26 protein-coding genes and 1 tRNA gene are annotated in these 22,214 nt (G+C 62.9%); 16 read left to right on the top strand and 11 right to left on the bottom strand.

Annotated elements, in window-relative coordinates:
* Positions 1-14 precede the first annotated feature (14 nt).
* Positions 15-91: transfer RNA gene (locus tag ACNJYB_RS19700), tRNA-Arg, on the top strand.
* A 1,256-nt stretch (positions 92-1,347) separates the two neighbouring features.
* Here the strand turns inward: ACNJYB_RS19700 and ACNJYB_RS19695 are convergent.
* The gene (locus tag ACNJYB_RS19695; protein ID WP_439375442.1) at positions 1,348-1,593 is read right to left on the bottom strand and encodes a hypothetical protein; all 246 of its coding nucleotides are present in this window, start codon (positions 1,591-1,593) and stop codon (positions 1,348-1,350) included.
* A gap of 1,135 nt (positions 1,594-2,728) precedes the next feature.
* On the opposite strand from ACNJYB_RS19695, the gene ACNJYB_RS19690 reads away from it, so the two are divergent.
* From ACNJYB_RS19690 to ACNJYB_RS19680, 3 genes are all read left to right on the top strand, one after another.
* Positions 2,729-2,956 (top strand): hypothetical protein, encoded by a 228-nt coding sequence (locus tag ACNJYB_RS19690; RefSeq protein ID WP_439375441.1) that lies wholly within the window; start codon positions 2,729-2,731, stop codon positions 2,954-2,956.
* Between the two features lie 194 nt (positions 2,957-3,150).
* Complete coding sequence (locus tag ACNJYB_RS19685; protein WP_439375440.1) at positions 3,151-4,176, top strand: acyltransferase family protein; 1,026 nt, start codon at positions 3,151-3,153, stop codon at positions 4,174-4,176.
* Between the two features lie 261 nt (positions 4,177-4,437).
* Positions 4,438-4,638 carry a hypothetical protein gene (locus ACNJYB_RS19680; protein ID WP_439375439.1) on the top strand — a complete coding sequence of 67 codons (201 nt, stop codon included), beginning with the start codon at positions 4,438-4,440 and terminating at the stop codon, positions 4,636-4,638.
* A 693-nt stretch (positions 4,639-5,331) separates the two neighbouring features.
* Here ACNJYB_RS19680 and ACNJYB_RS19675 read toward each other — a convergent pair.
* The gene (locus tag ACNJYB_RS19675) at positions 5,332-5,538 is read right to left on the bottom strand and encodes a cold-shock protein (RefSeq protein ID WP_439375438.1); all 207 of its coding nucleotides are present in this window, start codon (positions 5,536-5,538) and stop codon (positions 5,332-5,334) included.
* A gap of 85 nt (positions 5,539-5,623) precedes the next feature.
* The gene (locus ACNJYB_RS19670) at positions 5,624-5,908 is read right to left on the bottom strand and encodes a hypothetical protein (protein ID WP_439375437.1); all 285 of its coding nucleotides are present in this window, start codon (positions 5,906-5,908) and stop codon (positions 5,624-5,626) included.
* Positions 5,909-7,023: 1,115 nt separating this feature from the next.
* Between ACNJYB_RS19670 and ACNJYB_RS19665 the strand changes: the two genes are divergently transcribed.
* Positions 7,024-7,260, top strand: coding sequence for a hypothetical protein (locus ACNJYB_RS19665; RefSeq protein ID WP_439375436.1), 237 nt, complete (start codon positions 7,024-7,026; stop codon positions 7,258-7,260).
* A gap of 23 nt (positions 7,261-7,283) precedes the next feature.
* Here ACNJYB_RS19665 and ACNJYB_RS19660 read toward each other — a convergent pair whose 3' ends face one another.
* Positions 7,284-8,561, bottom strand: a complete 1,278-nt coding sequence (locus tag ACNJYB_RS19660) for a hypothetical protein (protein ID WP_439375435.1) — start codon at positions 8,559-8,561, stop codon at positions 7,284-7,286.
* A 122-nt stretch (positions 8,562-8,683) separates the two neighbouring features.
* Here ACNJYB_RS19660 and ACNJYB_RS19655 point away from each other — a divergent pair, with 122 nt between their 5' ends.
* Entirely contained in the window at positions 8,684-8,911 is a 228-nt protein-coding gene (locus ACNJYB_RS19655) for a DUF2171 domain-containing protein (RefSeq protein WP_247349066.1), read from the top strand.
* A gap of 144 nt (positions 8,912-9,055) precedes the next feature.
* Here the strand turns inward: ACNJYB_RS19655 and ACNJYB_RS19650 are convergent, their stop codons facing one another.
* Positions 9,056-9,208 (bottom strand): hypothetical protein, encoded by a 153-nt coding sequence (locus tag ACNJYB_RS19650; protein WP_439375434.1) that lies wholly within the window; start codon positions 9,206-9,208, stop codon positions 9,056-9,058.
* Positions 9,209-9,480: 272 nt separating this feature from the next.
* Between ACNJYB_RS19650 and ACNJYB_RS19645 the strand changes: the two genes are divergently transcribed.
* On the top strand, positions 9,481-9,642 hold the full coding sequence (locus ACNJYB_RS19645) for a hypothetical protein (RefSeq protein WP_439375433.1): 162 nt from the start codon (positions 9,481-9,483) through the stop codon (positions 9,640-9,642).
* A 91-nt stretch (positions 9,643-9,733) separates the two neighbouring features.
* Here the strand turns inward: ACNJYB_RS19645 and ACNJYB_RS19640 are convergent, their stop codons facing one another.
* The 3 genes from ACNJYB_RS19640 to ACNJYB_RS19630 all read right to left on the bottom strand — a co-directional run bounded on the left by ACNJYB_RS19640 (position 9,734) and on the right by ACNJYB_RS19630 (position 11,252).
* Entirely contained in the window at positions 9,734-10,507 is a 774-nt protein-coding gene (locus ACNJYB_RS19640) for a hypothetical protein (protein ID WP_439375432.1), read from the bottom strand.
* Positions 10,508-10,717: 210 nt separating this feature from the next.
* Positions 10,718-10,942: a DUF2273 domain-containing protein gene (locus tag ACNJYB_RS19635; RefSeq protein ID WP_439375431.1), complete on the bottom strand. Its 225-nt coding sequence runs from the start codon at positions 10,940-10,942 to the stop codon at positions 10,718-10,720.
* Between the two features lie 73 nt (positions 10,943-11,015).
* Positions 11,016-11,252: a hypothetical protein gene (locus ACNJYB_RS19630; protein ID WP_439375430.1), complete on the bottom strand. Its 237-nt coding sequence runs from the start codon at positions 11,250-11,252 to the stop codon at positions 11,016-11,018.
* A gap of 267 nt (positions 11,253-11,519) precedes the next feature.
* Here ACNJYB_RS19630 and ACNJYB_RS19625 point away from each other — a divergent pair, with 267 nt between their 5' ends.
* Entirely contained in the window at positions 11,520-11,867 is a 348-nt protein-coding gene (locus tag ACNJYB_RS19625; RefSeq protein ID WP_439375429.1) for a DUF6481 family protein, read from the top strand.
* A gap of 118 nt (positions 11,868-11,985) precedes the next feature.
* Here ACNJYB_RS19625 and ACNJYB_RS19620 read toward each other — a convergent pair whose 3' ends face one another.
* Positions 11,986-12,228, bottom strand: coding sequence for a pentapeptide MXKDX repeat protein (locus ACNJYB_RS19620; protein ID WP_130367076.1), 243 nt, complete (start codon positions 12,226-12,228; stop codon positions 11,986-11,988).
* A 340-nt stretch (positions 12,229-12,568) separates the two neighbouring features.
* Here ACNJYB_RS19620 and ACNJYB_RS19615 point away from each other — a divergent pair, with 340 nt between their 5' ends.
* From ACNJYB_RS19615 to ACNJYB_RS19605, 3 genes are read left to right on the top strand one after another with little or no spacing between them, the layout of a single operon-like run.
* Complete coding sequence (locus ACNJYB_RS19615; protein WP_439375428.1) at positions 12,569-13,591, top strand: TRAP transporter substrate-binding protein; 1,023 nt, start codon at positions 12,569-12,571, stop codon at positions 13,589-13,591.
* Positions 13,588-14,142, top strand: a complete 555-nt coding sequence (locus ACNJYB_RS19610; protein WP_439375427.1) for a TRAP transporter small permease — start codon at positions 13,588-13,590, stop codon at positions 14,140-14,142. The genes ACNJYB_RS19615 and ACNJYB_RS19610 overlap by 4 nt, the downstream gene beginning before the upstream one ends.
* On the top strand, positions 14,139-15,497 hold the full coding sequence (locus ACNJYB_RS19605) for a TRAP transporter large permease (RefSeq protein WP_439375426.1): 1,359 nt from the start codon (positions 14,139-14,141) through the stop codon (positions 15,495-15,497). Before ACNJYB_RS19610 ends, ACNJYB_RS19605 begins: the two co-directional genes overlap by 4 nt.
* A 98-nt stretch (positions 15,498-15,595) precedes the next feature.
* Here the strand turns inward: ACNJYB_RS19605 and ACNJYB_RS19600 are convergent, their stop codons facing one another.
* Positions 15,596-16,279 carry a GntR family transcriptional regulator gene (locus tag ACNJYB_RS19600; protein WP_439375425.1) on the bottom strand — a complete coding sequence of 228 codons (684 nt, stop codon included), beginning with the start codon at positions 16,277-16,279 and terminating at the stop codon, positions 15,596-15,598.
* Positions 16,280-16,460: 181 nt separating this feature from the next.
* Between ACNJYB_RS19600 and ACNJYB_RS19595 the strand changes: the two genes are divergently transcribed.
* From ACNJYB_RS19595 to ACNJYB_RS19575, 5 genes are all read left to right on the top strand, one after another.
* Positions 16,461-17,084: a TRAP transporter small permease gene (locus ACNJYB_RS19595; protein WP_439375424.1), complete on the top strand. Its 624-nt coding sequence runs from the start codon at positions 16,461-16,463 to the stop codon at positions 17,082-17,084.
* Entirely contained in the window at positions 17,084-18,349 is a 1,266-nt protein-coding gene (locus ACNJYB_RS19590) for a TRAP transporter large permease (RefSeq protein ID WP_439375423.1), read from the top strand. The genes ACNJYB_RS19595 and ACNJYB_RS19590 overlap by 1 nt, the downstream gene beginning before the upstream one ends.
* 23 nt (positions 18,350-18,372) lie before the next feature.
* Positions 18,373-19,356, top strand: a complete 984-nt coding sequence (locus ACNJYB_RS19585; protein ID WP_439375422.1) for a TRAP transporter substrate-binding protein — start codon at positions 18,373-18,375, stop codon at positions 19,354-19,356.
* Between the two features lie 72 nt (positions 19,357-19,428).
* On the top strand, positions 19,429-20,355 hold the full coding sequence (locus ACNJYB_RS19580; protein ID WP_439375421.1) for a dihydrodipicolinate synthase family protein: 927 nt from the start codon (positions 19,429-19,431) through the stop codon (positions 20,353-20,355).
* Between the two features lie 177 nt (positions 20,356-20,532).
* A protein-coding gene (locus ACNJYB_RS19575; RefSeq protein WP_439375420.1) for an IS5 family transposase occupies positions 20,533-21,293 on the top strand; the annotation gives its coding sequence in 2 pieces (ribosomal slippage) (positions 20,533-20,889 and positions 20,892-21,293; 759 coding nt in all).
* Positions 21,294-21,302: 9 nt separating this feature from the next.
* Here ACNJYB_RS19575 and ACNJYB_RS19570 read toward each other — a convergent pair.
* Entirely contained in the window at positions 21,303-22,214 is a 912-nt protein-coding gene (locus tag ACNJYB_RS19570; protein WP_439375419.1) for a hydroxymethylglutaryl-CoA lyase, read from the bottom strand.

Genomic DNA, 22,214 nt, shown 5'->3' with positions numbered 1-22,214 from the left:
GGGCGGCCCAAGACGGTCCCGTAGCTCAACTGGATAGAGTAGCGGATTTCTACTCCGCGGGTTGCAGGTTCGAGTCCTGCCGGGATCGCCAGTGTTTCTCCTCATATATCAATATGTTGGCGCGGTATCGGCTTCGTTCTCAGGACAATTTCGTGTTGCGCGGCGCTGCAAGCTGCAACAAGCAAAATCAAGCCGTTACCAACCCGTGCAATCCATCCCGCGCAACACGGATGCAAACGAGCTTCGTGATTTGTTCGCCGTTCCCCAACCTCGCTCACGAAGCCATTTCCCGAGTGCCACGAAATGTCCCCGAAACACAGCCGGCCTAGCGTCCCCCTCATTGGACTCAGGGGATTGCCATGTGGACATTCATTGATAGCCTGTATCGCGAGTTTTGCCTGGCCCGCCTGCATGAGTTGCGCCGGCTGACGAACTGAAGGCCGCAGCGCGGCCGAGATCCCGGACTTCGACCGGGACCAGACTGGGTCCCCCCAAGATAGGACGAGAAACTCTAGCGGCCCCAAACTGCTTCGCCACTGCCGTTGCCCCCGCTATCCACAGCCCCGTGCGTGCAGCAGGTTGACAATCGAATTGATTCGGTACGTCGGCAATGTAGCCTCGCGTCTTGGGAATGCGCGTATGAGTGGGGGAAGTCCATGGACAGCATCGAGCGAGCCTTTGTCCTCGTCGCATTGACAGGCTTTGACGTCATGGTCGCCGGGATTACTTGCCTTCTTCTAATCTCTTGAAACGGCGCAGCCCGCCAGCCTGAACCGGCGGGCCTCCCCGTGCTGCATCAGTTCAGATTGCCAGAGGAGGCATGAGTTGGCAGTTGACCTGCAAACGCTTCCGAGGCGACCAGGTCCGCCAGATTGACGTAATAGCCAGTGCGTCTGACCGCCGCGCGTCACGCCGCAGATCACGGCAGCCCGAACGTGTCCGGCAGGTTCGTTGCATCTTTCATGGCCGTGATCTCCTGCGACGGCGCCCCTCAGCGGCGGCCTTGCCGATCGGTGTTGGACCGCTCAACCAATCGACGGATTTGACTACGTTGCGGATGATCTCCGGGACCGGCCCGCAGCCATAGGACTTTTCGGATCGCGATCGCGCTGCACCAGGATAGCTTCGGCTACCCCGAGCAGTTGCATGGCGAGGGATCGCGGTCTGCGAGCGTTCCCAGCCGCAAGTGATTGACAATTTGACTCTCGCTGACGCCGCGCTTCGATAGCGTTATGTCCCGCCCTGCACGACGCCACACACCGACGCACCCCGATAGTCGCCAGATCAAGATCACGTTCGGCGAAATGCGCGAGATGGGCTTGCGCGGCGTCCCGGTCTTCTGCGCTGCTATCGCTGCGGCCACAGCGCATCTCGGCGCAAGACGCAATGCCGCGAGGTGGCATCGCCGATCCCAAGCTCCTCAAGCTCGCCGCTGCCGTCGAACCGGTCCAGGACGGCCGCATCCGCATCGAGAAGATCAACGCGCCATTTCTCTCGCGGAACGGCTGCAACGCGACCGGCGCCGAATTCGTCGCCGGCCTCAAGTTTGCGATCGAGCGCGGCTGGCTCGATCAGCACGAGAGCGGCACCCATGTGGGCTGGTGCCGCCGGGCCACGCGAACGAGGTGCCAGCGTCACACGTCGCGTGAACCGCAAGTGAATGTTTCGTTCAATGGCGGTTGTGCGTTAGCGTCCTATAAGCATCGCCGCAGGAACTCGCTTCCTTGCCCTTCGTTACAGATGGACCAAGAGGGAGAGAAACGGTGCTTATTCAAGCTGCAATTCTGTCGTTGGCTGCCCTTGGACCGATGGCGGCCGCGCCTGCGCAGGAAGCCCAAGTTCAACAGGTGCAATTCCCGGGAAGAGGCGGCGCGTGTCCGCATGGCTACGACTACAACTATTCGAACGGTCGCTGCTATCCGAACGACTATCACGCTCCCGGCGCCTACGCGAGACCTCGTTATGCCCCATACGGCTACGGCGACGGCTATTACCGACCCCACCGGCATAGGTACGCACCTGGGTATTATGACCGCTACTAGGGCGCAAGCCCGCCAGCTCGGCTGGCGCCACCAAACCGTTGCGGCAATTACACTGATTGTTCCTACTTGCCTGGCGCAAGATGAAATAGGACTGCCCTCATTCCGCAAAGTTCAATTTTGAAGCAAGCGGTGAAGCAAATCGCGCGATCGGAAGAGCCGCTCAGGCAGCCTACCCGCATATCTGGCACCCTGAGCCGCCGTCCGAGGATCAAACGTATAAAGAGAACGCTCCAGCCCGAGGGAGAGCGGGCTGGAACTGACGGCGATGGCGTCTCATCCGCCGAGCCGTCGCCGCTCAACCTTCTTGCCTTCTTGACCGCCTTCTTCACTGCGGAAGCCGAGCGGCACGCTTTCTTCGCTTCGGAGCGCACCTCGTAATCCCGTGCGGTCCTGTCAGGACAGTCGCTCATTAAATTTGGGACACTGTATCTTTTTGGACTGCGGAAGTGAATCCCGAGCGGGAGGATGCCAACGGCGCGCCGCATTTAGTCTGGTGCGTCGGGCGGTCTCGGTGCGTCTCGGCTCCAGCCCCAGAGATGCCCGGGGCCGTTCGTACCGCGCAATATCCGCGGCGCACTCCTCAACGATGCGACGCGCCTCATCCAGCCGGGTCGGCTTGGGCTCGCGGCAACGCAGGGATGAATCCGCGAGTTCCGATTCGCCCTCGAGACAAAGCTTGCCTGGAATTGACTCCGGTCAGTGGAGTTCTACGTATCGCCTCGCCGTCGATCATCCCGAACAATCGGCTCGACAAGGGCTTCTACATCGTCCTCGAGGACTTTCGCGAAGGTGCGGCCTTCCGCGAGACCGACGAAGGCATCGACCTGCGGGAGTTTTCCTTCGCGAACCATGCACGCGGCCTCGGTCCGCCCCTTCGGCTCCAGCTGGCCATCGACCGCGCCGCATCGGAATAGCCCAGCTCGCGCAAGCGCGTCTGGACCTGGATCACGCAGCCAGCATCCGGCGCCGGCGGCACGGTCCACGCAAAATGCCATGCAGTTCGAGCATGTGGAACCTCTGGTGTTTGCTTGAGGAAAATGACGGACGAACGTTGATGTTGCGAAGCAACCTGCGATACACCAGAGACCTTGGGGCACACGAGAACGCAATGGAACCAAATTCAAGACTACCCGGCATCCAGGCCGGGCGCGCTATTGCCGCCGTTTCTGTCTTCTACTTCCATTCCTACATTGCGTTGTCGAACTTCAATCCGCAGCACCTCCTGACGTTCGACTGGTTAGCCCGGCATGGAGCCAGCGGCGTCGACCTGTTCTTTGCAATCAGCGGCTTTATCGTTTGCCACGTCGCATCGGCCAGCGACTTTGAAACCGGAGAGTTTCTGTGGAAGCGCTTCTTTCGCATCTACCCGTTGAACGCTCTGGTGACGCTTTTCATTGTGGTCTTCGTCGTTTCAGGCATACGCATTTCTGATGACGCCGATCCGCTCCACATTATCAAATCGCTGCTGATCTTCCCGCAATTCGCGCCGATCAACTCGGTAGGTTGGACGCTCGAATATGAGGTCGCATTCTACATGATCGCTGCATTGATCCTGCCGCGAGGAGGGCCCGCAGCATTGTTGGCCTACTGCGCGACATCCTTTGTGCTGTGGAACGTTCTAGATCCGCACAACGCCATAGTAAGCCGCTTCATCACCGAAAAGCATGCCGCATTCGGCGCAGGTGTCGCCGCCTATATGGTCGCCATCCGCCTTCCAAAATCCAGGGTAATCAATGATCTCTATACGTCATCATTTCTTCTAGCGTTTGCATTTGGCGTCTTCATCAGCGGACATCACTGGCTACCAGCCCGCATCCCGACGCCGCTCGCTTGCGGAATCGCGGTAGCAGGCCTCGCCATTATGCCAATCGTGCCGAAGCTCTTCGTGAAATTCGGTGACGTCTCTTACGGGTTTTACCTGATCCACTGGCCGATTGTTTGCCTGTCCCCATGGCTTACCGGCAACGACAACCTCAACCTTCACCGTGATCTTGGCGAGGTTTGGCGCTGGACCGCATTTGCCATCATCTGGACGCTGGCCGCATTGTCGTGGCGCTACGTCGAAACACCAATCAACCGATGGTCCCGAGGCCGTTCAGATGGCCGCATGAAGGATGTCGCTAAAATCGCCTAGACGTCGTCGGCGCGTAAATGTCTCCAATCACGTTGCTTCCGCGATCTTCCTTGACGTTCAGCGTCGCGCCATTGCGGTACACGCCTCGATCACGATGGTACCCACATCGACAGAATTTTCGATGTCATAAGGCTGTGGCATAGCCGTTGCATCCTAAACGCCAACTGAGATTTCAGCGCTCAGTGCGAAAATGGGCGCTGCCGAGACGCGTATTTCAAGCTCGGCACCGCTTTTGAGGCTCAAACCATTAGGATCTGGCTCATGGCTTACGACGCGGCCACCGTGCAAATGCTTCGTGATGTTTTGGACGAAGTCCTTTCCAGCCCGGAATTCACCCTTCAACATCAGCGGACCGCATCAGAGGTCGCCGAGCGCGTGCTCAAGCTCGCTGCCCAGGGTGAGCGTCACCCCGAGAACATCAAGCGACACTTGCGAAACGAGTTCTTTGCATCGCTGCATTGAAAGGCCCGTCAGTGCCCGGCAGGTTGGCGAAAGCCACGATTTCACTGGCCAGTTCTCCAACGTGGTCGCTCATAAGATTGAATAAATGTGCGTCGCGACCGGTCCCTACATGCTCATGGAAATGATGGCTGCCAGCCCCACGGCGGCCGCCCCCCACGCCAGCGCATGCAACATCCAGGGCCGCATTGTCGCCTCCCAAGGGATGGAGGATGCGGGCGGCTCGCGCGCGCTACTTGAGATAAATCAAAGGCTAAAGATTAGCGCCGTTGCTGCGGCCAAGGTGAAAACACCCGCGCCAATGGCAAGCACACGCAGTAGTAGTTCTCCGCCCATGCCCCATCTTAACCTGGGTTAAGTCGGGCCGGCTATGCAGTTTGTGCCAGATTGTCCCGGAGGCAAAAGGAAGGCCCAAGCGGGTGTAGGGCGCCCGGCTTGGGCCTTGCTGGGCCATCCGGTGTTGGGAACAGATGCGAGCAGAAACTCAGCAAATGTCAGTCGGTTCCGATGCACCCGTAAATGACGCAAAGAAGAAGGACCGCTGCTTTTGGACAGCGGCCCCTCACCGTGCCGGGCTCAATAATTCCGGAATGAAATGCCTTCGCCAGCCCCGGCATTGCCGAGTTATCCCGACATCGCCGGTTCCAACTATAACGAATGTGAATCGACGGAATGTCGGGCTGCCGGAGGGCCGCCTCAGCCGATCCGTAGATTATCGGCGGACAATTTACCACTCCGACCCGTCACCAGTTCGTAACTGACTTTGGCCCCTTCAGCGAGACCATTATAGCCAGCCTTTTGAACTGCCGAGATGTGGACGAACACGTCAGGACCACCATCATCCGGATGAATAAATCCGTATCCTTTGGTCGCATTGAACCACTTAACAGTACCCAAAGCCACGCTAGAATTCTCCAGTTCGAAAAATCGGCCAGAACATAACTTCAGGCCAGCTTGCGGACACGACCCGTGTTTCGATCTGGCCGTTCTATCCTGAAACCGGACCGGCTAACGTTTGAAGGCTAGGCTCGATGACGGCAAGGTCCGGCTCTGTCTGTGCGATACCGTTCTTGGTTACCGCATCAGCATCAAAACACTCGGGGTGCACCCTCAGATCATCCTGGGCTGACGGATGATCTTCCCGCCTCGTCGTCTGCTGCTCTTGCAGCTTCTCTATATGCTGAAGAACCATTCGGCGCAGATGCGGGTCTTTAATCTTCTGAAATGCCAGGATCAGGCGAAACAGATCATGATGGTCGGCTGCTAGTGCCATTCGGAAATACCTTTACGACAAAACTAAAATCACTAACCCAGCATTTATGCATGTTCTTAAATGTTTATGAAGCCGCTTACTGAGGCAGCGACCTGCTTTACACGCCAATCTCTCTTGGCAGCGCTGCGCCGGCTGAGGCGGAAAGCAGCGCGTCGTTCGTGCGCTCATTGAGAGGTTAGGTTAGCTCATCCTACGAGCGCTGAAAATTAAACGGCCCCGAGTGGGGGCCGCCAACCCGTCTGATGCGGGTTTTCCTCCAGCAGTCGGGGGGGCTACCTTTTCGGCTGGGGGCACAAACCGACGCTGCAATACGCTAATGGTTCCTAGCCAATTAGATTAGGCGTCCCAGCACGCGCAACGGCCCCGCCACGGCATGGCGAGGCCGCCCTCCGGGCGAGGGTCTGGGTTGTTGAGCCCGGAGAGGCAGCCGAACCTTACGAAGCTGGAGCGGAAATAGCGAGCGCCCAGAAGAGGCACCCATTCCGGACTATCCGAACTGGCCCCCGGTCTCCTTCGAAGGAACCGGGCTCGCCGCCGAGCCGGCCGAGTGGCCCCGGCCATACCCCCGCAACCGCGAGATCCGGGGCCGCCTCTCCGGGCGCTCGATCAGCACGCGGGCGCGCAATTCCTCGCCCACTCGCCTCCTCATGGCCCCAGCCGCCACTCGACCTTCTTACGGCTGCTGCCCACCTTCCTGACCGCCTTCCCGTTGAATCCGTACGGATCGCACACGGCGCCTCGGCCTTGTTGTCTTGAACGAGGCTCGCCGGAGCGAACAGGCGAGCCTCTGGAGCGCGTCATTCACCCGTTCTTCGTGTTGGCCATCTGCCGAATTGTGCGGCTCAAGCGAGCCGCCGAGCATCTGCCGGGGGCTGAAGAAATTGCCCGCGCCGTCGACTATCCCGATTCGCCCTGCTCGAAAATCCAAGCCGTCTATTCCGACTTCTTGCCGACGAGCCATCTGACGATCGGCCATCCCACGACGCTCAATTGTCAATCCATCGTCCTTCACGAACGCGTGGCCGAGCCTTTGCACCGGGCCCATCAGTCCTATCTATTCGCCGGGCGACGTGCGCCCAATAAGGACCTCGATGCCACCATCCGAGTGGACGAGAATGGCAATCGCATCTGCGGTGGCCGTGATCGCGATATCATTTTTGGCAATCGACGCAGGCGTCGACGTGAACACCGGCGCGATCGCAAGGCGCGTCGAGACGGCGCGGGCATCCGTTACTGACGCTGTGGCGCACCAGCAGGTGCTCGCCTTCGCCGTTCAGGCGTGGTCGCGGGGCGTCCACCAGAAGCCGCGCTCGGAAAAGCAGCGTTTGGAGCAGTGCCTGGCGATCGATTGATCAAGGTGCGCCGCGCCTGCGCCTCATTCCCCGGTCACCGGCTGATGCGTCCGCCACCAACCCGCAATCGCCGCGGCCAAATCATTCCAGAACTCCGTCGGCAGATCCGGCACCGCCACCCGGACGCTGTACTCATCGGTGGTCGCGTTGTGAAACCATTCCGTCGCGGCGAAGTCGAAGCCGAAGCTGCCCGCGTGGCGGATCGGGAAGCCATCCCGGCCGAGATCGCGGCTCATCGCTTCTGCGGCGTGGCGCGCGCTGGCTTCATCGAGAGGGTGCCTGCTGCGGAGCGTGACATAGAGGCCGTGGGTGAAGTGGAGTTCGGCCGAGAGCAAGGCAAGCTCGCGCGCGAAAAGCCGGGCCGCGTGGCGGCCGTTGCGCAGGATGGCGGCGACGCGCCGCTTCGTTAAGGCCCAATAATCCGGCGTGCCCACGAAGGGCGGAAAATGCGCCGGCAACGCCGCGCTGCCGAGGAGCCGCACGACGTCACGCGTCTCCGCTGCGAGGCGCTCGGACAACGATCGCCCGGCGCCCTCCTCGCTCCCGCGGACGAACACCGCGGAGCCGAGCCGGCCGTATTCCGCGCCGAGCGAATCGAGCTTGGTGTGGCTTCGCACCATCACGACGGGGATTCCGCTTCGCCTTGCCCAGCGCAGGACACGCCGGATACGACCCGATCGGCCGGCAAAGCATGTCGTGTCGAAGATCAGGAGATCGAGACCCGAACCCTCGCAGCGCAGCGCCGCTTCGAACGCGCCGGCAGAGACGCAGGAATCCAGCATGAGGATTCGCGGCGCGCCGGCGCCAGCCAGGGCATCGCCCAGCGTCAAGCTCAACGTGACGAGCCGCAGCTCCGGGACCAAGCGGTCGATCAGCTCCAGCGTCTCGCCGTAGGAGCCCGGCAGGACCAGGATGTCGGCGCCCGCCACGATCCGGGTGACGGCAAGGAGCAGCGCCGAGATCGCGGCCATGCCGGAGGCGGTATAGATCGTCTCGCTGCTGCAGCCATGCTCGCGTTCATAGAAAGAGGGACCGTTCACCTTCAGATCCGCGCGCTGGTAGTCGTAGCTGAAGGTGAACGGGCCGCTGGTCGGAGACGCCGTGGCCGACCAGGATGTCTCCGTCGCCTTCCAGTCGTGCAGCGCGTGCTCCGCGCGCAATGCCGCGGTCAGCTGGAATTTCGTCCTGATGACCTCGTCCACCGAGCGCGGGCACGGCACGTGCCGCGGGGTGCTCAGGCAGCCATTCAGCAACCCGAGTTCATCGCGCTTCCGCTCCAGATAGGCCTTGATGGTCTCCATACGACGGTTGTCAGCTGCAACTCTCCCTTCAACGTCCGGCGCGCCTGCGGGGTCCAAACTGCGGCGCGCTACGGTGCAACGAAGATGCGTCTGCATCGTTGGAACTGCGCAAGGAGGACATCATGTCGGAAATCAGGGAACACATGAAAATCATCGGCAAGGACGGCGCGCATGTCGGCACCGTCGACCGCGTCGAGGGCAACCGCATCAAGCTGACCCGCAAGGACAGCCCGGAGGGCCACAAGGACCACCACCACTACATCGACACGAAATATGTCGGTGCGGTCGAGGGCGATGTCGTCAAGCTTTCGGTCAATGCCGACGCGGTCCCGAAGTCGGAAGCTGCGTGACAACACCAACGCCCCTTCGGAGCTTTTTGTTTGTTCACGGTCCGACTCCGCTTCGTTCGCAAAGCACGAATCGAGACCGCGAAAATCAGCGCTGCGCAAAAATTAACGGGGAGTTGCGCGTAGCGCTGATTGCGCGCGCGACCGCTAGTCCGCGGGCTCGTCGTCGCGCCGCTCGCGGGCAAGCTGATGCCAGGCGATGGCGAGTTCGATCAGCCGCTGCCGGTCGGCGCCTTCGGCCGCTGCGGCGCGCTTCATTGCGGCCTCGGCTTCGTGCTGCGGGTCGTACTTGTTGAACATGAGTCCGAGTTTAGCCGCTCGATGTGGACAAGGGCGTGGCATTTCGTCCGTATGATTGCGGAGGACCGACGTTGTTATAGCCGTTCAGACACCCTTGATTGTCGCCCCAGGGGATTTGCACTCGCGGTTTCGTCCTCATCGACGGCGAAAGGACCCCGCTTCACTCCGCGCCATCTGTGAATTGCGTCACAGCCTGCGCACGGCGTCTCGCGCTAAACAGCACCTCAGCGCGTCCCAGGAAGCGCGAGACGGCGTGAGAGGTCTTTCCCGTCATGACACAGCAAGCAACCGCCGAACCCAGGGCCCCGGCACAACGACAGCGGTCCGACCTGTTTGGCATCGCGTGCCTTGCGACGATCGGTCTCGTGACGCTGGCCTGGATCGCAGGCCTGGTCTGGGGCGCGATGGCATTCTTCAACTGGCTGGTAACTTGACGCGCGGGCGATCAGCCCTCATCCGCGCAACCCACCGGCAAACAAAAAGGCGGGCTTTTGCCCGCCTTCGCTTCAGATCCTGCATGGAGGCTCAGTAGCACGCGCGCGGATCGGCCTGCACATACTGCCCGTTTGGATAGCGGTAGTAGCAATTGCCCTCGGCCAGATAGTAGCCCGGCCGCGAGGCGGCCGTCGCGCCGGCGATCGCGCCGGTGGCGCCGCCGAGAACCGCACCTGCGGCTGCCCCCGTTGCGTTGCCCGAGATCAGGCCGCCGAGCACGCCGCCGACAATGGCCCCGCCCAGCGCGCTTGCGCCCGGATCGGCCGGCGGCGGCGGAGGTGGCTGTTCATAGGCGACCGGAGGCGGCGTCGGGGCATAGGCCACCGGCACGTCGTCATAATACTCCTCCGAGATGTAGGCGGGCGGGCCGGCCATCCGTTGCGGATAATAATACCAGACGCCGCCGACATCCCACCACCAGCCGGAGCGGCCGTTATGGACTTCGTGACGCCAGCGCCCACCCTCCCAGGCGAGGTTGCCGCGATAGGCATGTCCGCCCCAATCACGCGCCGGCGCCGGGCCGCGCGCATAGTTGCGGCCGGGCGGCGGGCCGCCGGCGTGGTACGGACTGGGGCCGCCAGCGTGAGGCTGGCCGCCGCCGGGCGGCTGCGCGGGCCGGGCCGCCTGCTGCGGCGGTGGGCCCTTGCGCATGTTCGGATTGGTCTGGGCCGGCGCGCCGGCGGCAGGCCGGTCCGGCAACTGGCCGGCGTCCCTCGGCCTGTCCTGCGCCTGCGCCGACAGCGCGAGCAGTGACATGGCCGAAACCAAGGGAATGATGATTGTCTTGCGGCTGGACGCACTCATGCGTGCTTGCCCCCTACTCTCTCGCTTGCCGTCGTCCCCCGCGCGATAGGCGATTCGCCTCGCGGCCGGGGTGATGCCGGCTGACATGACTGACCTGCTTGATCGGCCAAGTGATGGACCAAAGTGATGGGCCAAGTCCCGTTACAAATGATTAAGATCACGGCAATTTTTCGGTCCCATGGGGCTGCAACCGGTGGTGCCGGACCGCCGTTAGCGCGCCGGCTCGATGACGTTGCAATTGCTCCGCCCCGACATCAGGCAGTCCTGCATCTTGCTCGCCGAGGTGAGATCGCGGGCGAGCCACCAGCCGATTCCGATGATCAGAAGCGCGATGAACAGGCCGGCGATGGCGCCGCGGCGGTTGTCCCCGGGTTGAGGCCTTCGCGGAGATTTGGGCTTCTCGCCCGGTTCGGGCTTGGATGCAGGGCTCGACATGACAACCTGATCGCACGGGTGAGCCGGCTTATCACCTCTGCGACGTGGCGTCACATCCCGGCCGGCCCTTCGTTCAGCCCCGGGTCTGGCGGATCGCATCCTTGCGCGAGGTTTCGACGGCCGGAATCGCTTCGCGAGCCCGCGGTGCGCAGGTCGTGAGCACGAAGGCGGTCTGGCTGCACTCCCAGTCGGCGCCGAGGACGGTGTTCTCGATCGGTTGCGGACGGGCAAACAGCAATGTGGCACCCGCCAGCGCCGCCACCACGAGGATGAGTGCGAGCGCCCTGAGGCTCAGCCGGAAGATGGTCATGCCCGTGCTCCGTCTCGAATTGGGGCGGACGCTAGGCGTTGCGTCGGGGCGCCCCCTATGAGGGACATCACAATTCGGCAGTTTTTCGGGGCTACGAGAGATCGTCGGGGGAGCGATTTTTCGTCTACCTGATCGGCTGCGATTATGGGTGGCTTCGCGACGCGCGCCGATGTACACGCTTCTGCGTCGCGTTGCGCCTGCTATGCCCAGCCGACGTACCAACAGGCACTGATGTAAGATCGAAAGCGAGGAAGACAAGGCTCGTCGATGAGTGGATTCAGGGAACCCGGCTTCGCAGACCGGCAAAAGGCGGCGCAGGACGCCCGCAAAAATCTTTTGAACAAATTCAAGTCGCAGCCGGGCCCCGATGATCCGGCGGTTGTCGCGCGCCGTGCCGAACGCGAGGCCCTTGCGGCCAAGCGCGCCGAGGCAAAGGCCGCGCGCGAGGCCGAAAAGGCCGAGCAGAAGCGTCTCGAGGAAGAAGCCAAGGCCGCCGAGGCCGCGCGGATCGCCCGCGAGGCTCAGGAAGCCGCCGAGCGGCAAGCTGTGCTCGAGGCCGAGCAGAAGGCCAAGCGCGACGCCCGTTACGCCGCCCGCAAGGCCAAGCGCAAGTAACGTTCACAAAGTCGCGTTCGTACGTCACGTTCAATTGAAGTTGAACGGGGGCATCGTTTCGGGGCGGTCCAATCGACCGCCCCCGGACTTCCTTTCGCATACGCTCCGACGACGAAGATCAGTTCTTCTTCATCATCCCGTCGTCTTTCTTCATACCGTCCTTGGACATGTGATCCTTCTTCATGCCGTCGTCCTTGGACATGGCATCCTTCTTCATGCCGTCCTTGGACATCGTGTCCTTTTTCATCATGCCGTCGTCCTTGCCCATCTTGTCCTGGGCAAAAGCGGCCGGCGACAGCGCGAGGCCAAGCGAGAGAACGGCAGCCGAGACGCCGAGCGCGATACGGGTACGAATGGTCATGGATCATCTTCCCTTCGAGATGGTGTTTGTCAGCGACGGACGCCGCTAATTGATCTCGACGGATCTGGGCGCGGACTTGTTACGGCCGCGCCACAAATTCTTGAGGCCGCGCATTCGCCGCAATCACATCCGCGGTATCAGGCCTGCACCCGGAGCGGCAGAACGGCAAGTGTGCAGCGCAACACGACCCGCACTTGCCGCAGCATTCGGTCTCGAACTATCAGATGAGAGAACATCGGGTGCAAGACCGGTTAGGATGGGCCCGAAGCCTGTCTGACAGGATCCGACCCAAATCGCACCAACAAGAACAGTTCAAAGAACCGTCCAAGGGGATCACACCATGATTACGCGCCGCCATCTGATCGCGACTGCCGTCGCCGCACCCGCCATCTTGCGCCTCGGTATCGGGACCGCGCATGCCGCCACCACGCTGAAGATCTCGCATCAATTCCCTGGAGGCACCGTCGACAAGGGCGATTTCCGCGACCGTCTCTGCCGAATGTTCGCCGCCGAAGTCAGTAAGCGCAGCAACGGCGACATCGCCGCCGAGATCTATCCGAACTCTTCGCTGATCAAGACCAACGCGCAGTTCTCCGCGATGCGCAAGGGTGCGCTCGACATCTCGCTTTACCCGATGCCATACGCCGGCGGCGAGCTGCCGGAGACCAATATTGGCCTGATGCCGGGCCTCGTCACCACCTACGACCAGGGCCTGCGCTGGAAGAAGGAGCCGGTCGGCAAGGCGCTGACCGACTTCCTCGCCGACAAGGGCATCATCCTGCTCACCTGGGTCTGGCAGGCCGGCGGCGTCGCCAGCCGCTCCAAGCCGATCGTCGCGCCCGAGGATGCCAAGGGCATGAAGGTGCGCGGCGGCTCGCGCGAGATGGACATGGTGCTGCAGACCGCCGGCGCCTCGGTGCTGTCGGTGCCCTCGAACGAGATCTACGCAGCGATGCAGACCGGCGCCTGCGATGCCGGCATCACCTCCTCCACCAGCCTGATCTCGTTCCGCCTCGAAGAGGTCGCGAAGTGCCTGACATCTGGCGCAGGCGCCTCCTACTGGTTCATGCTCGAGCCCTTGATGATGTCGAAGGCGATCTTCGACAAGTTGCCGAAGAACCAGCAGGACGTCCTGCTCACCGTGGGTCAGGAACTCGAAGCCTTCGGCCGCAAGGGCGCGCAGGACGACGATGTCGAGGTGACCAAGGTCTACGAGAAGGCCGGCGCGAAGGTCTCGGCGCTCGATGCCGCGACCGTCGGGAAGTGGCGCGACATCGCCCGCGACACCGCGTGGAAGGATTACGGCGCCAAGACCGCGACCTCGGCCAAACTGCTCAAGCTTGCTACCGACGTTGCGGCATGAGCCACGGTCCGCTTCCGGATCGTGACGACCACGCGACCGCTGGCGCGGGCACAGGCCTTGCGGCGGCGATCGATCGCGGTCTCGCCGTCCTCAACAGCACCATCGTCGTGTTCGCCGCGATCGCGCTGGTCGCAGCCTGCGCCATCCTGAGCTACAGCGTGCTCAGCCGCGCTTTGTTCAAGGCTGCCAATTACTGGCAGGACGAGGCGGCCGTGTTCCTGCTTGTCGGCGCCACCTTCATGACGGCCGCCTATGTGCAGCAGAACCGCGGTCACATCGGCATCGAGGCCTTTGTCGGCCTGCTCTCGCCGCTCGCCAACAGGATCCGGCTGTGGCTGGTCGACGCCGCGACGTTCCTGTTCTGCGCCTTCTTCAGCTGGAAGTCCTGGACGCTGGCGCATGAAGCCTATGTCGACGGCCAGGTCTCGAACTCGATGTGGTCGCCGCCGCTCGCCATCCCCTATTCGTTGATGGCGCTTGGCATGAGCCTGCTCTGCGTCCAGATTCTCGTGCAGCTCGCGCTGCCCTTTACCGGAGGCCGGCGGCCATGAGCGTGTTCGGCATCGGCCTCGCCTACGGCATCGCGACGCTGGTCATCATGTTCTCGGGCATGCCGATTGCGTTCGCGCTCGGCGCGGTCGCGGTCGTGTTCATGGGCATCTACATGCCCGCGGCCTCGCTCGATACGGTGACGCAGAACGTCTATGAGGAAATGGCCTCGATCACGCTGCTGTCGATCCCGCTCTTCATCCTGAAGGGCGCCGCGATCGGCAAGTCGCGCGCCGGCCAGGATCTCTACTCGGCGCTGCACGCCTGGCTGCATCGCGTCCCCGGCGGCCTTGGCGTTGCCAACGTGTTCGCCTGCGCGCTGTTCGCGGCGATGGCGGGCTCCTCGCCCGCCACATGCTCGGCGATCGGCTCGGCCGGCATTCCCGAGATGCGCAAGCGCGGCTATTCCGGCGGCTTTGCCGCAGGGATCATCGCCGCCGGCGGCACGCTCGGAATCCTGCTGCCGCCGTCCATCACCATGATCCTGTTCGCGGTCGCCGCCGAAAAGTCGCTGGGTCGGCTGTTCCTTGCCGGCATCGGTCCCGGCCTCTTGCTGGTCACGCTGTTCGGCGCCTATGCCGTGATCCGTTTCCGCCAGGAATACAAGGCGGCTGAGGCGATCTACAAGAACGGCGGCCCCCAGGCGGCGATCCTGACCCGCGACGAGTACACGCTGGCTGAACGCTTCAGCGTGCTGCCGCGCGTCATCCCGTTCGTGCTGCTGCTGACCGGCGTCATGATCGCCCTCTATGGCGGCTACGCCACGCCGTCAGAGACAGCGGGCCTCGGCGGCCTCCTGGCGCTGGCGCTGATCGCCGCGATCTACAGCGTGTGGCGGCCGAGCGACCTCGCCCCGATCATGACGTCGACCATCCGGGAATCGACCATGCTGATGATGATCATCGGCATGTCGCTGCTCTATTCCTACGTGATGAGCTATCTGCACATCTCGCAATCCGTCGCCGAATCCATCGTCGCCATGCACCTGCCGCGCTGGGAGCTGCTGTTCGCGATCCTCGTCATGGTCGTCGTGCTCGGCTTCTTCCTGCCGCCGGTCTCGATCATCCTGATGACGGCGCCGATCATCCTGCCGCCGTTACGCGCCGCCAATTTCGACATCATCTGGTTCGGCGTGGTCATGACCATCGTGATGGAGATGGGCCTGATCCATCCCCCCGTCGGCCTCAACATCTTCGTCATCCGCAACGTCGCGCCGGATATTCCCCTGCGCGATGTGATCTGGGGCACCCTGCCCTTCGTGCTGCTGATGATGCTGGCGGTGCTGCTGCTGTGCTTCGTGCCTGAAATCTCGACCTGGCTGCCGGACCTCGTGATGGGGCCGGACGGGAGCAGGTAGCGACACCAAAACTGCGGTAGGCTGGGTTGCGCCCTGTAGATTCGCTTCGCGCATCTGCAGGGCTGACGCACACTACGAACTACGCGCCTTTTCCCACCCTACGATTTCTCCTTCCGCCGCGCCTTCGGCGCGTTCGCCACCACTTGCAGCAGATCCTTGCGCACGGCCTCGATGTGCCGCTCCAGGAAGCGGCAGGCCTCCTCCACCTTCTGCGCGCGGCAGAGCGCGATCAACTGGGCGTGCTCCTTCTCGGCAATCCCCATCGCCTTGGTGTTGGAAAGCTGCAGCCGCGTATAGCGGTCGCTGGTCTGCAGCAGCGACAGGACGATCGCGCGCGTGCGCGGCTGCGGCGCGTGGACGTAGAGCGCCATGTGGAAGTCGGCGTTGAGCTGCCCCCATTCGCTGACATTGCGCGCCTTGATCGCCTTCTCGAAGCTCTTGTGGATGTCGTCGAGCCCCTCGAAATCGTCGGCAGTAAAGCGTGGCGCCGACTGTGCCAGCAATCGCGGCTCCAGGATGCCGCGCAGGTCGAACACGTCGTTGATCTCGTCCAGTGACAGCTCCGAGACGATGGCGCCCTTCTGCGGCACGATCCGCACCAGGCCCTCGGCCTCGAGCTGGAACAGCGCCTCGCGCACCGGGATACGGCTAACACCATAGGCATCCCCGAGCGCATCCTGGCGCAGCTGCGATCCGGCCGGATAGGTGCCGTCGAGGATCGCCTGCCTGAGCTGGTCGACGATTGCCGCCGACAGGGTGCGATGCTTCAGGGGCTGTTTCATCTGACCTTCCGTCCTGCTTGCCGACTCGTCCGTCCCAAGCGGTCCCTGTCTTGCATGTTGAGCTGCCCAGCAAAAGCGCGCCCTGCCGCCGATTTGACCGCAATCTCCGTTTGACTCTCAAATTGTATAAATTATACATTTGGCCATCGCACGACAAATCTTCGGGGTTGGGGCCTCTTTCATGATCGAGCAGACCATGCCGGCCACGCGCGCACTCAGCCTCCGACGTACGATCGTCCGGATGTCGAGCGCCCTGCTCGCCTTCGAGCGTCTGGCGCTGATGGGACTGATGTATCTGCTCACCGGATTGATCCTGGTGAACGTCGTCACCCGCTACGCGCGTTTTCCGATCTACTGGATCGATGAATGCGCTGTTTATTGCGTGGTCTGGCTGACCTTCATCGGGGCCTCCGCGATGACGCGGCTGCGGCTCGATTTCGCGGTGACGATGCTGACGGAGCGGCTATCACCCCAGCACCAGAAGATCGCCAAGGTGATCTCGACCGGCCTTGTGGTCGTGTTCGGCGTCGCCCTGACCATCACCTGCGTGCTCTGGATGGACCCGGTTGGGCTCGCGCGCGCGAGCTTCGACGGACGCAAGCTCGCGGCTGAAACCTTCAACTTCCTCTACACCGAGCACACCCAGACGCTGAACTGGCCGACCTGGGTGCTTTATCTGACGCTGCCGATCTTTGCGGTGTCGATGACCGTGCACGGCCTCGCCAATCTGCTGGAAGATCTCGAGCTGGTGCCGCGCACGCCGCCGAAAGGCTTCCAGCTCTCCGAGCTCGACGGGGTCAACTGATGGTCACGTCCGCCGCCTTCGTCGCGTTCATGCTGGTCGGCGTGCCGATCGGGCTCTGCCTGTGCCTTGCCGGCCTCGTCTACATCGCCGCCTCCGGCAATCCCGTGCTGTTCCAGTCCTATCCGCTGCAGCTGTTCGGCGGTGTCGACAGCTACGGCCTGATCGCGATTCCGCTGTTCATCCTGATCGGTGAGATCATGAACGGCGGCGGCATCACGCGGCGCATCGTCGACATGGCGATGGCCTTCGTCGGCTCGCTCAAGGGCGGGCTCGCCTACGTCAACATCCTCGCCAACATGTTCATCTCCTCCATCCTGGGCTCCGCGACCGCGCAGGTCGCGATCATGGCTCAGATCATGGTCCCCGAGATGGAGAAGAAGGGCTACGACAAGACCTTCGCGGCGGGCCTCACCGCCTATGGCGGCATGCTCGGCCCGATCATCCCGCCCTCGGTGATGTTCGTGGTCTACAGCGTGCTGGCGCAGGTCTCGGTCAGCGACATGCTGATCGCCGGCATCGTGCCGGGCGTCATCCTCACCGTGATGTTCTGCCTCGTCGTCGCGCTGATGGGATACATGTACAACTATCCGCGAGCCGACTATCAGACGCCGCGGCAGCGCCTGATGACGATCCTGCGGACCTCGCCGACGCTGCTGATCCCGATCGTCATCGTCGGCACGATTCTGAGCGGCCTCGCCAACGCCACGGAATCCGCTGCCGTCGGGGCCGTTGCCGCGGCGCTCGTCGGCAAATACTGGACCAGGGAGTTCGAGTTCTCGCAGCTGCCGCAGATGATGCTGCGCAGTGGCATCTATTCGGCGATCGTGCTGTTCCTCGTTGCCGCCGCGGCCGTGTTCTCCTGGGTTCTGATCTTCGGCAAGGTGCCGCAGGAAACCGCCGGCTGGATCCAGTCCGCCGCCAAGGACCCGATCAGCTTCATGCTGATCTGCAACGTCATCCTGCTGATCATCGGCACCGTGATCGACGGTATTCCCGGCCTCATCATGACGGTGCCGATTCTGCTGCCTGTTGCAACCGACGTCTATCACATCGATCCCCGGCAGTTCGGCGTCGTCGTGGTGATCAATCTCGTGCTCGGCCTTTTGTCGCCGCCGGTCGGACTCTGCTTCTTCGTCGCGGCCGCCGTCACCGGCGCCAAGCCCGGCAAGATGTTCATGGTGACGCTGCCCTTCTTCGTCATCTCCTGCGTCCTCCTCGTGCTGCTCTCGCTCTACCCCTCGCTCTCGCTGATCCTCGTCAAATAGGCCCGTACAAAGGAAGCCCGACCATGCCGCTTTCACGCCGCCGCTTTCTCGCCGCCAGTGCCGCCGCATCGGTGTTCGCGCCGTCGCTGGCGCTCGCCCAGGCCAAGGAATTCCGCCTCGGCCTGATCACGCCCAACGGCCATTCCTGGAACAAGGCCGCGCTCAAATTCGGCGACGAGCTCAAGGCCGCAACCAACGGCCGTCTGACCCTGACCGTGTTCCACTCCGGCCAGCTCGGCAACGAGCCCGCGATGATGCAGCAATTGCAGTCTGGCGCGCTCGACATGGGCTTCATCCAGGCGGCCGAGCTCGGCTCGCGCGTGCCGCATGTCGCGGCGATCAACGCGCCCTACATCGTCCGATCGACCCCGGCGGTGGCGAAATTCGTGCGGCATCCGGCGGCCCTGAAACTATTCGAGGTGCTGCCGCAGGAGACCGGCACGATCGGCCTCGGCTGGGGCATCACCGGCATGCGCGCCGTGTTCTCGTCCAAGGACCTGAACACGCTCGCCGACATCAAGGGCATGAAGCTGCGCATCAATCCGACCCCGGTCTATCGCGATTTCTATTCTTCGCTTGGCGCCGCGCCGACGCCGATCCCGACGCCGCAGGTGTTCGACGCCATGGCCAACGGCCAGGTCGACGGCCTCGAGGCCGATCTCGAATTCTCCTGGAACCAGCGTTTCGACAAGGTGTCCAAGGTCATTCTCCAGATGAACGCGGTCTTCATGCCGATGGCGGCGGTCGTCTCCGGCCGGGTCTGGCAAACGCTGCCCGCGGCCGACCGCGAGCTGATCACCAAGACGATCAAGTCGACGCTGGATGCGCAGATCGACGAGCTCGCGGGCAACGAGCCGGCGCTGATCGAGAACTTCAAGAACGCGCCGATCCCGATCCGCCAGGTCCCGGCCGGCGATACCGAGGCCGTCATCGCCGAGTTCGACAAGATCTGGCTGCCCAAGGCACCCGTCCTCGCCGAGCTGCGCAAGGTCGGCGCGACGCTCTAATCCCATCCGCCATCCCTTTCACAACTGCCGGCGGCTCCAGCCCTCGCCGGCATATTTACCCGGAGTCAAACCATGAGCCGCCGCGTTGCCTGGGAAGGCGTCTTCCCGGCCGTCACCACTCAATTCCACGACGATCTCTCGCTCGATATCGACGCGACCGCCAAGGTGATGGACGGATTGATCCGCGACGGCGTCTCCGGCCTGATCGTCTGCGGCTCGGTCGGCGAGAACACCTCGCTCGAGCGCAAGGAGAAGGTCGCGATCATGGAAGCGGCCAGGTCGGTCGCGAACGGCCGCGTGCCCGTGCTGTGCGGCATCGCCGAGTTCACGACCGCGTTTGCGGTCGAGACTGCAAAGGAAGCCGCGCGCGTCGGCATCGATGGCGTGATGGTGATGCCGGCGCTGGTCTATTCCTCCAAGCCGCACGAGACCGCCGCGCATTTCCGCGCCGTCGCCAGTGCGACCGACCTTCCCGTGATGCTCTACAACAATCCACCGATCTACAAGAACGACGTCACCCCGGACATCCTGGCCTCGCTCGCCGACGTCGAGACCGTGGTCTGCTTCAAGGATTCCTCGGGCGACACGCGGCGCTTCATCGACACCCGCAACATGGTCGGCGACCGCTTCGTGCTGTTCGCGGGCCTCGACGACGTCATCGTCGAGAGCGTCGCGATGGGTGCCGTGGGCTGGGTCTCGGGCATGTCGAACGCCTTCCCGCGCGAGGGCGAGACGCTTTTCCGCCTCTCCAAGGCCGGCCGCTTGGCCGAAGCCATGCCGCTCTACGAATGGTTCATGCCGCTGTTGCATCTCGATGCCCGCCCGGACCTCGTCCAGTGCATCAAGCTCTGCGAGCACATCATGGGCCGCGGCACCGCGCTGACCCGCCCACCACGCCTCGCACTGCTGCCGCAGGAGAAGGCCGAGGTCGAGGCCATGATGGTCAAGGCACTGAAGAACCGGCCGCAGCTGCCCGATGTCGGCCTGAAGGCGGCCTGACGAAAGCTGTCTCTGTCGTCATTGCGAGCAGCCCTTGCGACGATGCAATCCAGAAACTTCCCCCGGAGGGACTCTGGATTGCTTCGCTGCGCTCGCAACGACGCAGAACTAGGGTCTGTACCTAATTAGCGAACTCTGATTCCCTCGCAGCGGGTTGATTCCACGCGGGGGACTTCGATGCGCAAAGGACTGTTCTGGCTCAACGACAAGCAATGGGCTCTGATAGAGCCGCATCTGCCAACGAACCAGACCGGACCGGTGCGCGATGACGATCGACGCGTCATCAGCGGTATCATTCACATGCTTCAGTGCGGCGCACGCTGGCGCGATTGCCCGCCCGACTATGGTCCGTACACGACGATCTACAATCGTTTCAATCGCTGGGCCAAGCGCGGACATTGGCGGGCGATCTTTGAAGCGCTCGCCCGCTGCGGCAAAGACGGCGTGACTTTGTCCATCGACTCCACCACGATCAAAGCGCATCGCTCGGCGAGCGGCGGAAAAGGGGGGAGCATGAACAAGCGATCGGCCGCTCGCGCGGCGGGCGGACCACGAAAATCCACGCGCTGAGCGACCCTGACTGCAGACCTTGCGCATTTCATCTCACTCCAGGCCAGGACGCTGATATTGCCGCAGCGCCAGCCCTTTTGGAACTCGCGCCACCCATGTCTGCCCTCATTGGCGACAAAGGGTACGACGGCGACGGCTTTCGAGCCGAAATCGTCGATCGTGGTGCCAAGCCCGTCATTCCAAACAAATCCAACAGGGTCACTCTCCACAGCTTCAGCAAACGCGCCTACAAGGGGCGCAACGTTATCGAGCGCTGTTTCTGCCGCCTCAAGGATTTCAGGCGTGTCGCAACTCGCTACGACAAACTAGCCAGGAACTTCTTGGCTGCCGTCCATCTCGCCGCCATCGTTGCCTATTGGATCAATTGAGTCCGAGCCCTAGGAGGCAGCGCGCTTCTTCTTCGCATTCAACGCGGACGCCACGCGGCTCACCGGCGGCTTGCCAAGAACGCCGCTCATCGCATTGGTCGCCGCCAGCAGCTTCTCCATATCCACGCCGGTCCTGACGCCCATGCCTTCGAGCATGTAGACGACATCCTCGGTCGCGACATTGCCGGTCGCGCCCGGCGCGTACGGACAGCCGCCGAGGCCGCCGGCAGCGGCATCGATGACGCGGACGCCCTCTTCCATTCCGGCGTAGAGATTGGCGAGCGCCTGGCCGTAGGTGTCGTGGAAATGCATCGCGAGTTTTGCGGGCGGGATGTTGGCGGCTACCGCGCGCAGCATGTCCTTCGCCTTATCAGGCGTGCCGACGCCTATGGTGTCGCCGAGCGAGATCTCGTAGCAGCCGAGATCCCACAGCGTGCTCGCGAGATCGGCCACCGCCTTCGGCTTGATCTCGCCGTCGAACGGGCAGCCCAGCACGCAGGAAATATATCCGCGCACCTTCACGCCATCGGCCTCGGCACGCGCCAGCACCGGCTTGAACCGCTCGATGGATTCCGCGACGGTACAGTTGATGTTGGCGCGCGAAAAGCCTTCGGAAGCCGCCGCAAACACGGAGACCACCTTCGCGCCGGCAGCGCGGGCGGCGTCATAACCCTTCTCGTTGGGCACCAGCACGTGGAATTCGGCGCCCTTGATGTGGCTGACGCCGCGCAGCACGGCGTCGGAGCTCGCCATTTGCGGGATCGCCTTGGGCGACACGAAAGCGCCGACCTCGACCGTATCGAGGCCGGCCCCGACCAGCGCCTCGACGAAGGCGATGCGGGCCTCGACGCCGACCGGCGTCTTCTCGTTCTGGAGGCCGTCGCGCGGCCCCATCTCGATGATGCGGACCTCGTCGCTCAT

This window comes from Bradyrhizobium sp. SMVTL-02 (assembly GCF_051853005.1).
Lineage (GTDB): Bacteria > Pseudomonadota > Alphaproteobacteria > Rhizobiales > Xanthobacteraceae > Bradyrhizobium.
Note: the sequence above shows the minus strand (reverse complement) of the source record. Positions and strands in the feature narration are given on the sequence as shown.

What these genes read in the sequence shown, in the direction of transcription:
- ACNJYB_RS19635 (WP_439375431.1), bottom strand. Translation starts at nt 10,942, where the DNA reads ATGTCGAGCCCTGCATCCAAGCCCGAACCGGGCGAGAAGCCCAAATCT.
- ACNJYB_RS19615 (WP_439375428.1), top strand. Translation starts at nt 12,569, where the DNA reads ATGATTACGCGCCGCCATCTGATCGCGACTGCCGTCGCCGCACCCGCC.
- ACNJYB_RS19605 (WP_439375426.1), top strand. Translation starts at nt 14,139, where the DNA reads ATGAGCGTGTTCGGCATCGGCCTCGCCTACGGCATCGCGACGCTGGTC.
- ACNJYB_RS19685 (WP_439375440.1), top strand. Translation starts at nt 3,151, where the DNA reads ATGGAACCAAATTCAAGACTACCCGGCATCCAGGCCGGGCGCGCTATT.
- ACNJYB_RS19595 (WP_439375424.1), top strand. Translation starts at nt 16,461, where the DNA reads ATGATCGAGCAGACCATGCCGGCCACGCGCGCACTCAGCCTCCGACGT.
- ACNJYB_RS19660 (WP_439375435.1), bottom strand. Translation starts at nt 8,561, where the DNA reads ATGGAGACCATCAAGGCCTATCTGGAGCGGAAGCGCGATGAACTCGGG.
- ACNJYB_RS19655 (WP_247349066.1), top strand. Translation starts at nt 8,684, where the DNA reads ATGTCGGAAATCAGGGAACACATGAAAATCATCGGCAAGGACGGCGCG.
- ACNJYB_RS19580 (WP_439375421.1), top strand. Translation starts at nt 19,429, where the DNA reads ATGAGCCGCCGCGTTGCCTGGGAAGGCGTCTTCCCGGCCGTCACCACT.
- ACNJYB_RS19645 (WP_439375433.1), top strand. Translation starts at nt 9,481, where the DNA reads ATGACACAGCAAGCAACCGCCGAACCCAGGGCCCCGGCACAACGACAG.
- ACNJYB_RS19670 (WP_439375437.1), bottom strand. Translation starts at nt 5,908, where the DNA reads ATGGCACTAGCAGCCGACCATCATGATCTGTTTCGCCTGATCCTGGCA.
- ACNJYB_RS19640 (WP_439375432.1), bottom strand. Translation starts at nt 10,507, where the DNA reads ATGAGTGCGTCCAGCCGCAAGACAATCATCATTCCCTTGGTTTCGGCC.
- ACNJYB_RS19590 (WP_439375423.1), top strand. Translation starts at nt 17,084, where the DNA reads ATGGTCACGTCCGCCGCCTTCGTCGCGTTCATGCTGGTCGGCGTGCCG.
- ACNJYB_RS19610 (WP_439375427.1), top strand. Translation starts at nt 13,588, where the DNA reads ATGAGCCACGGTCCGCTTCCGGATCGTGACGACCACGCGACCGCTGGC.
- ACNJYB_RS19695 (WP_439375442.1), bottom strand. Translation starts at nt 1,593, where the DNA reads ATGGGTGCCGCTCTCGTGCTGATCGAGCCAGCCGCGCTCGATCGCAAA.
- ACNJYB_RS19650 (WP_439375434.1), bottom strand. Translation starts at nt 9,208, where the DNA reads ATGTTCAACAAGTACGACCCGCAGCACGAAGCCGAGGCCGCAATGAAG.
- ACNJYB_RS19680 (WP_439375439.1), top strand. Translation starts at nt 4,438, where the DNA reads ATGGCTTACGACGCGGCCACCGTGCAAATGCTTCGTGATGTTTTGGAC.
- ACNJYB_RS19585 (WP_439375422.1), top strand. Translation starts at nt 18,373, where the DNA reads ATGCCGCTTTCACGCCGCCGCTTTCTCGCCGCCAGTGCCGCCGCATCG.
- ACNJYB_RS19625 (WP_439375429.1), top strand. Translation starts at nt 11,520, where the DNA reads ATGAGTGGATTCAGGGAACCCGGCTTCGCAGACCGGCAAAAGGCGGCG.
- ACNJYB_RS19620 (WP_130367076.1), bottom strand. Translation starts at nt 12,228, where the DNA reads ATGACCATTCGTACCCGTATCGCGCTCGGCGTCTCGGCTGCCGTTCTC.
- ACNJYB_RS19600 (WP_439375425.1), bottom strand. Translation starts at nt 16,279, where the DNA reads ATGAAACAGCCCCTGAAGCATCGCACCCTGTCGGCGGCAATCGTCGAC.
- ACNJYB_RS19665 (WP_439375436.1), top strand. Translation starts at nt 7,024, where the DNA reads ATGGCAATCGCATCTGCGGTGGCCGTGATCGCGATATCATTTTTGGCA.
- ACNJYB_RS19630 (WP_439375430.1), bottom strand. Translation starts at nt 11,252, where the DNA reads ATGACCATCTTCCGGCTGAGCCTCAGGGCGCTCGCACTCATCCTCGTG.
- ACNJYB_RS19570 (WP_439375419.1), bottom strand. Translation starts at nt 22,214, where the DNA reads ATGAGCGACGAGGTCCGCATCATCGAGATGGGGCCGCGCGACGGCCTC.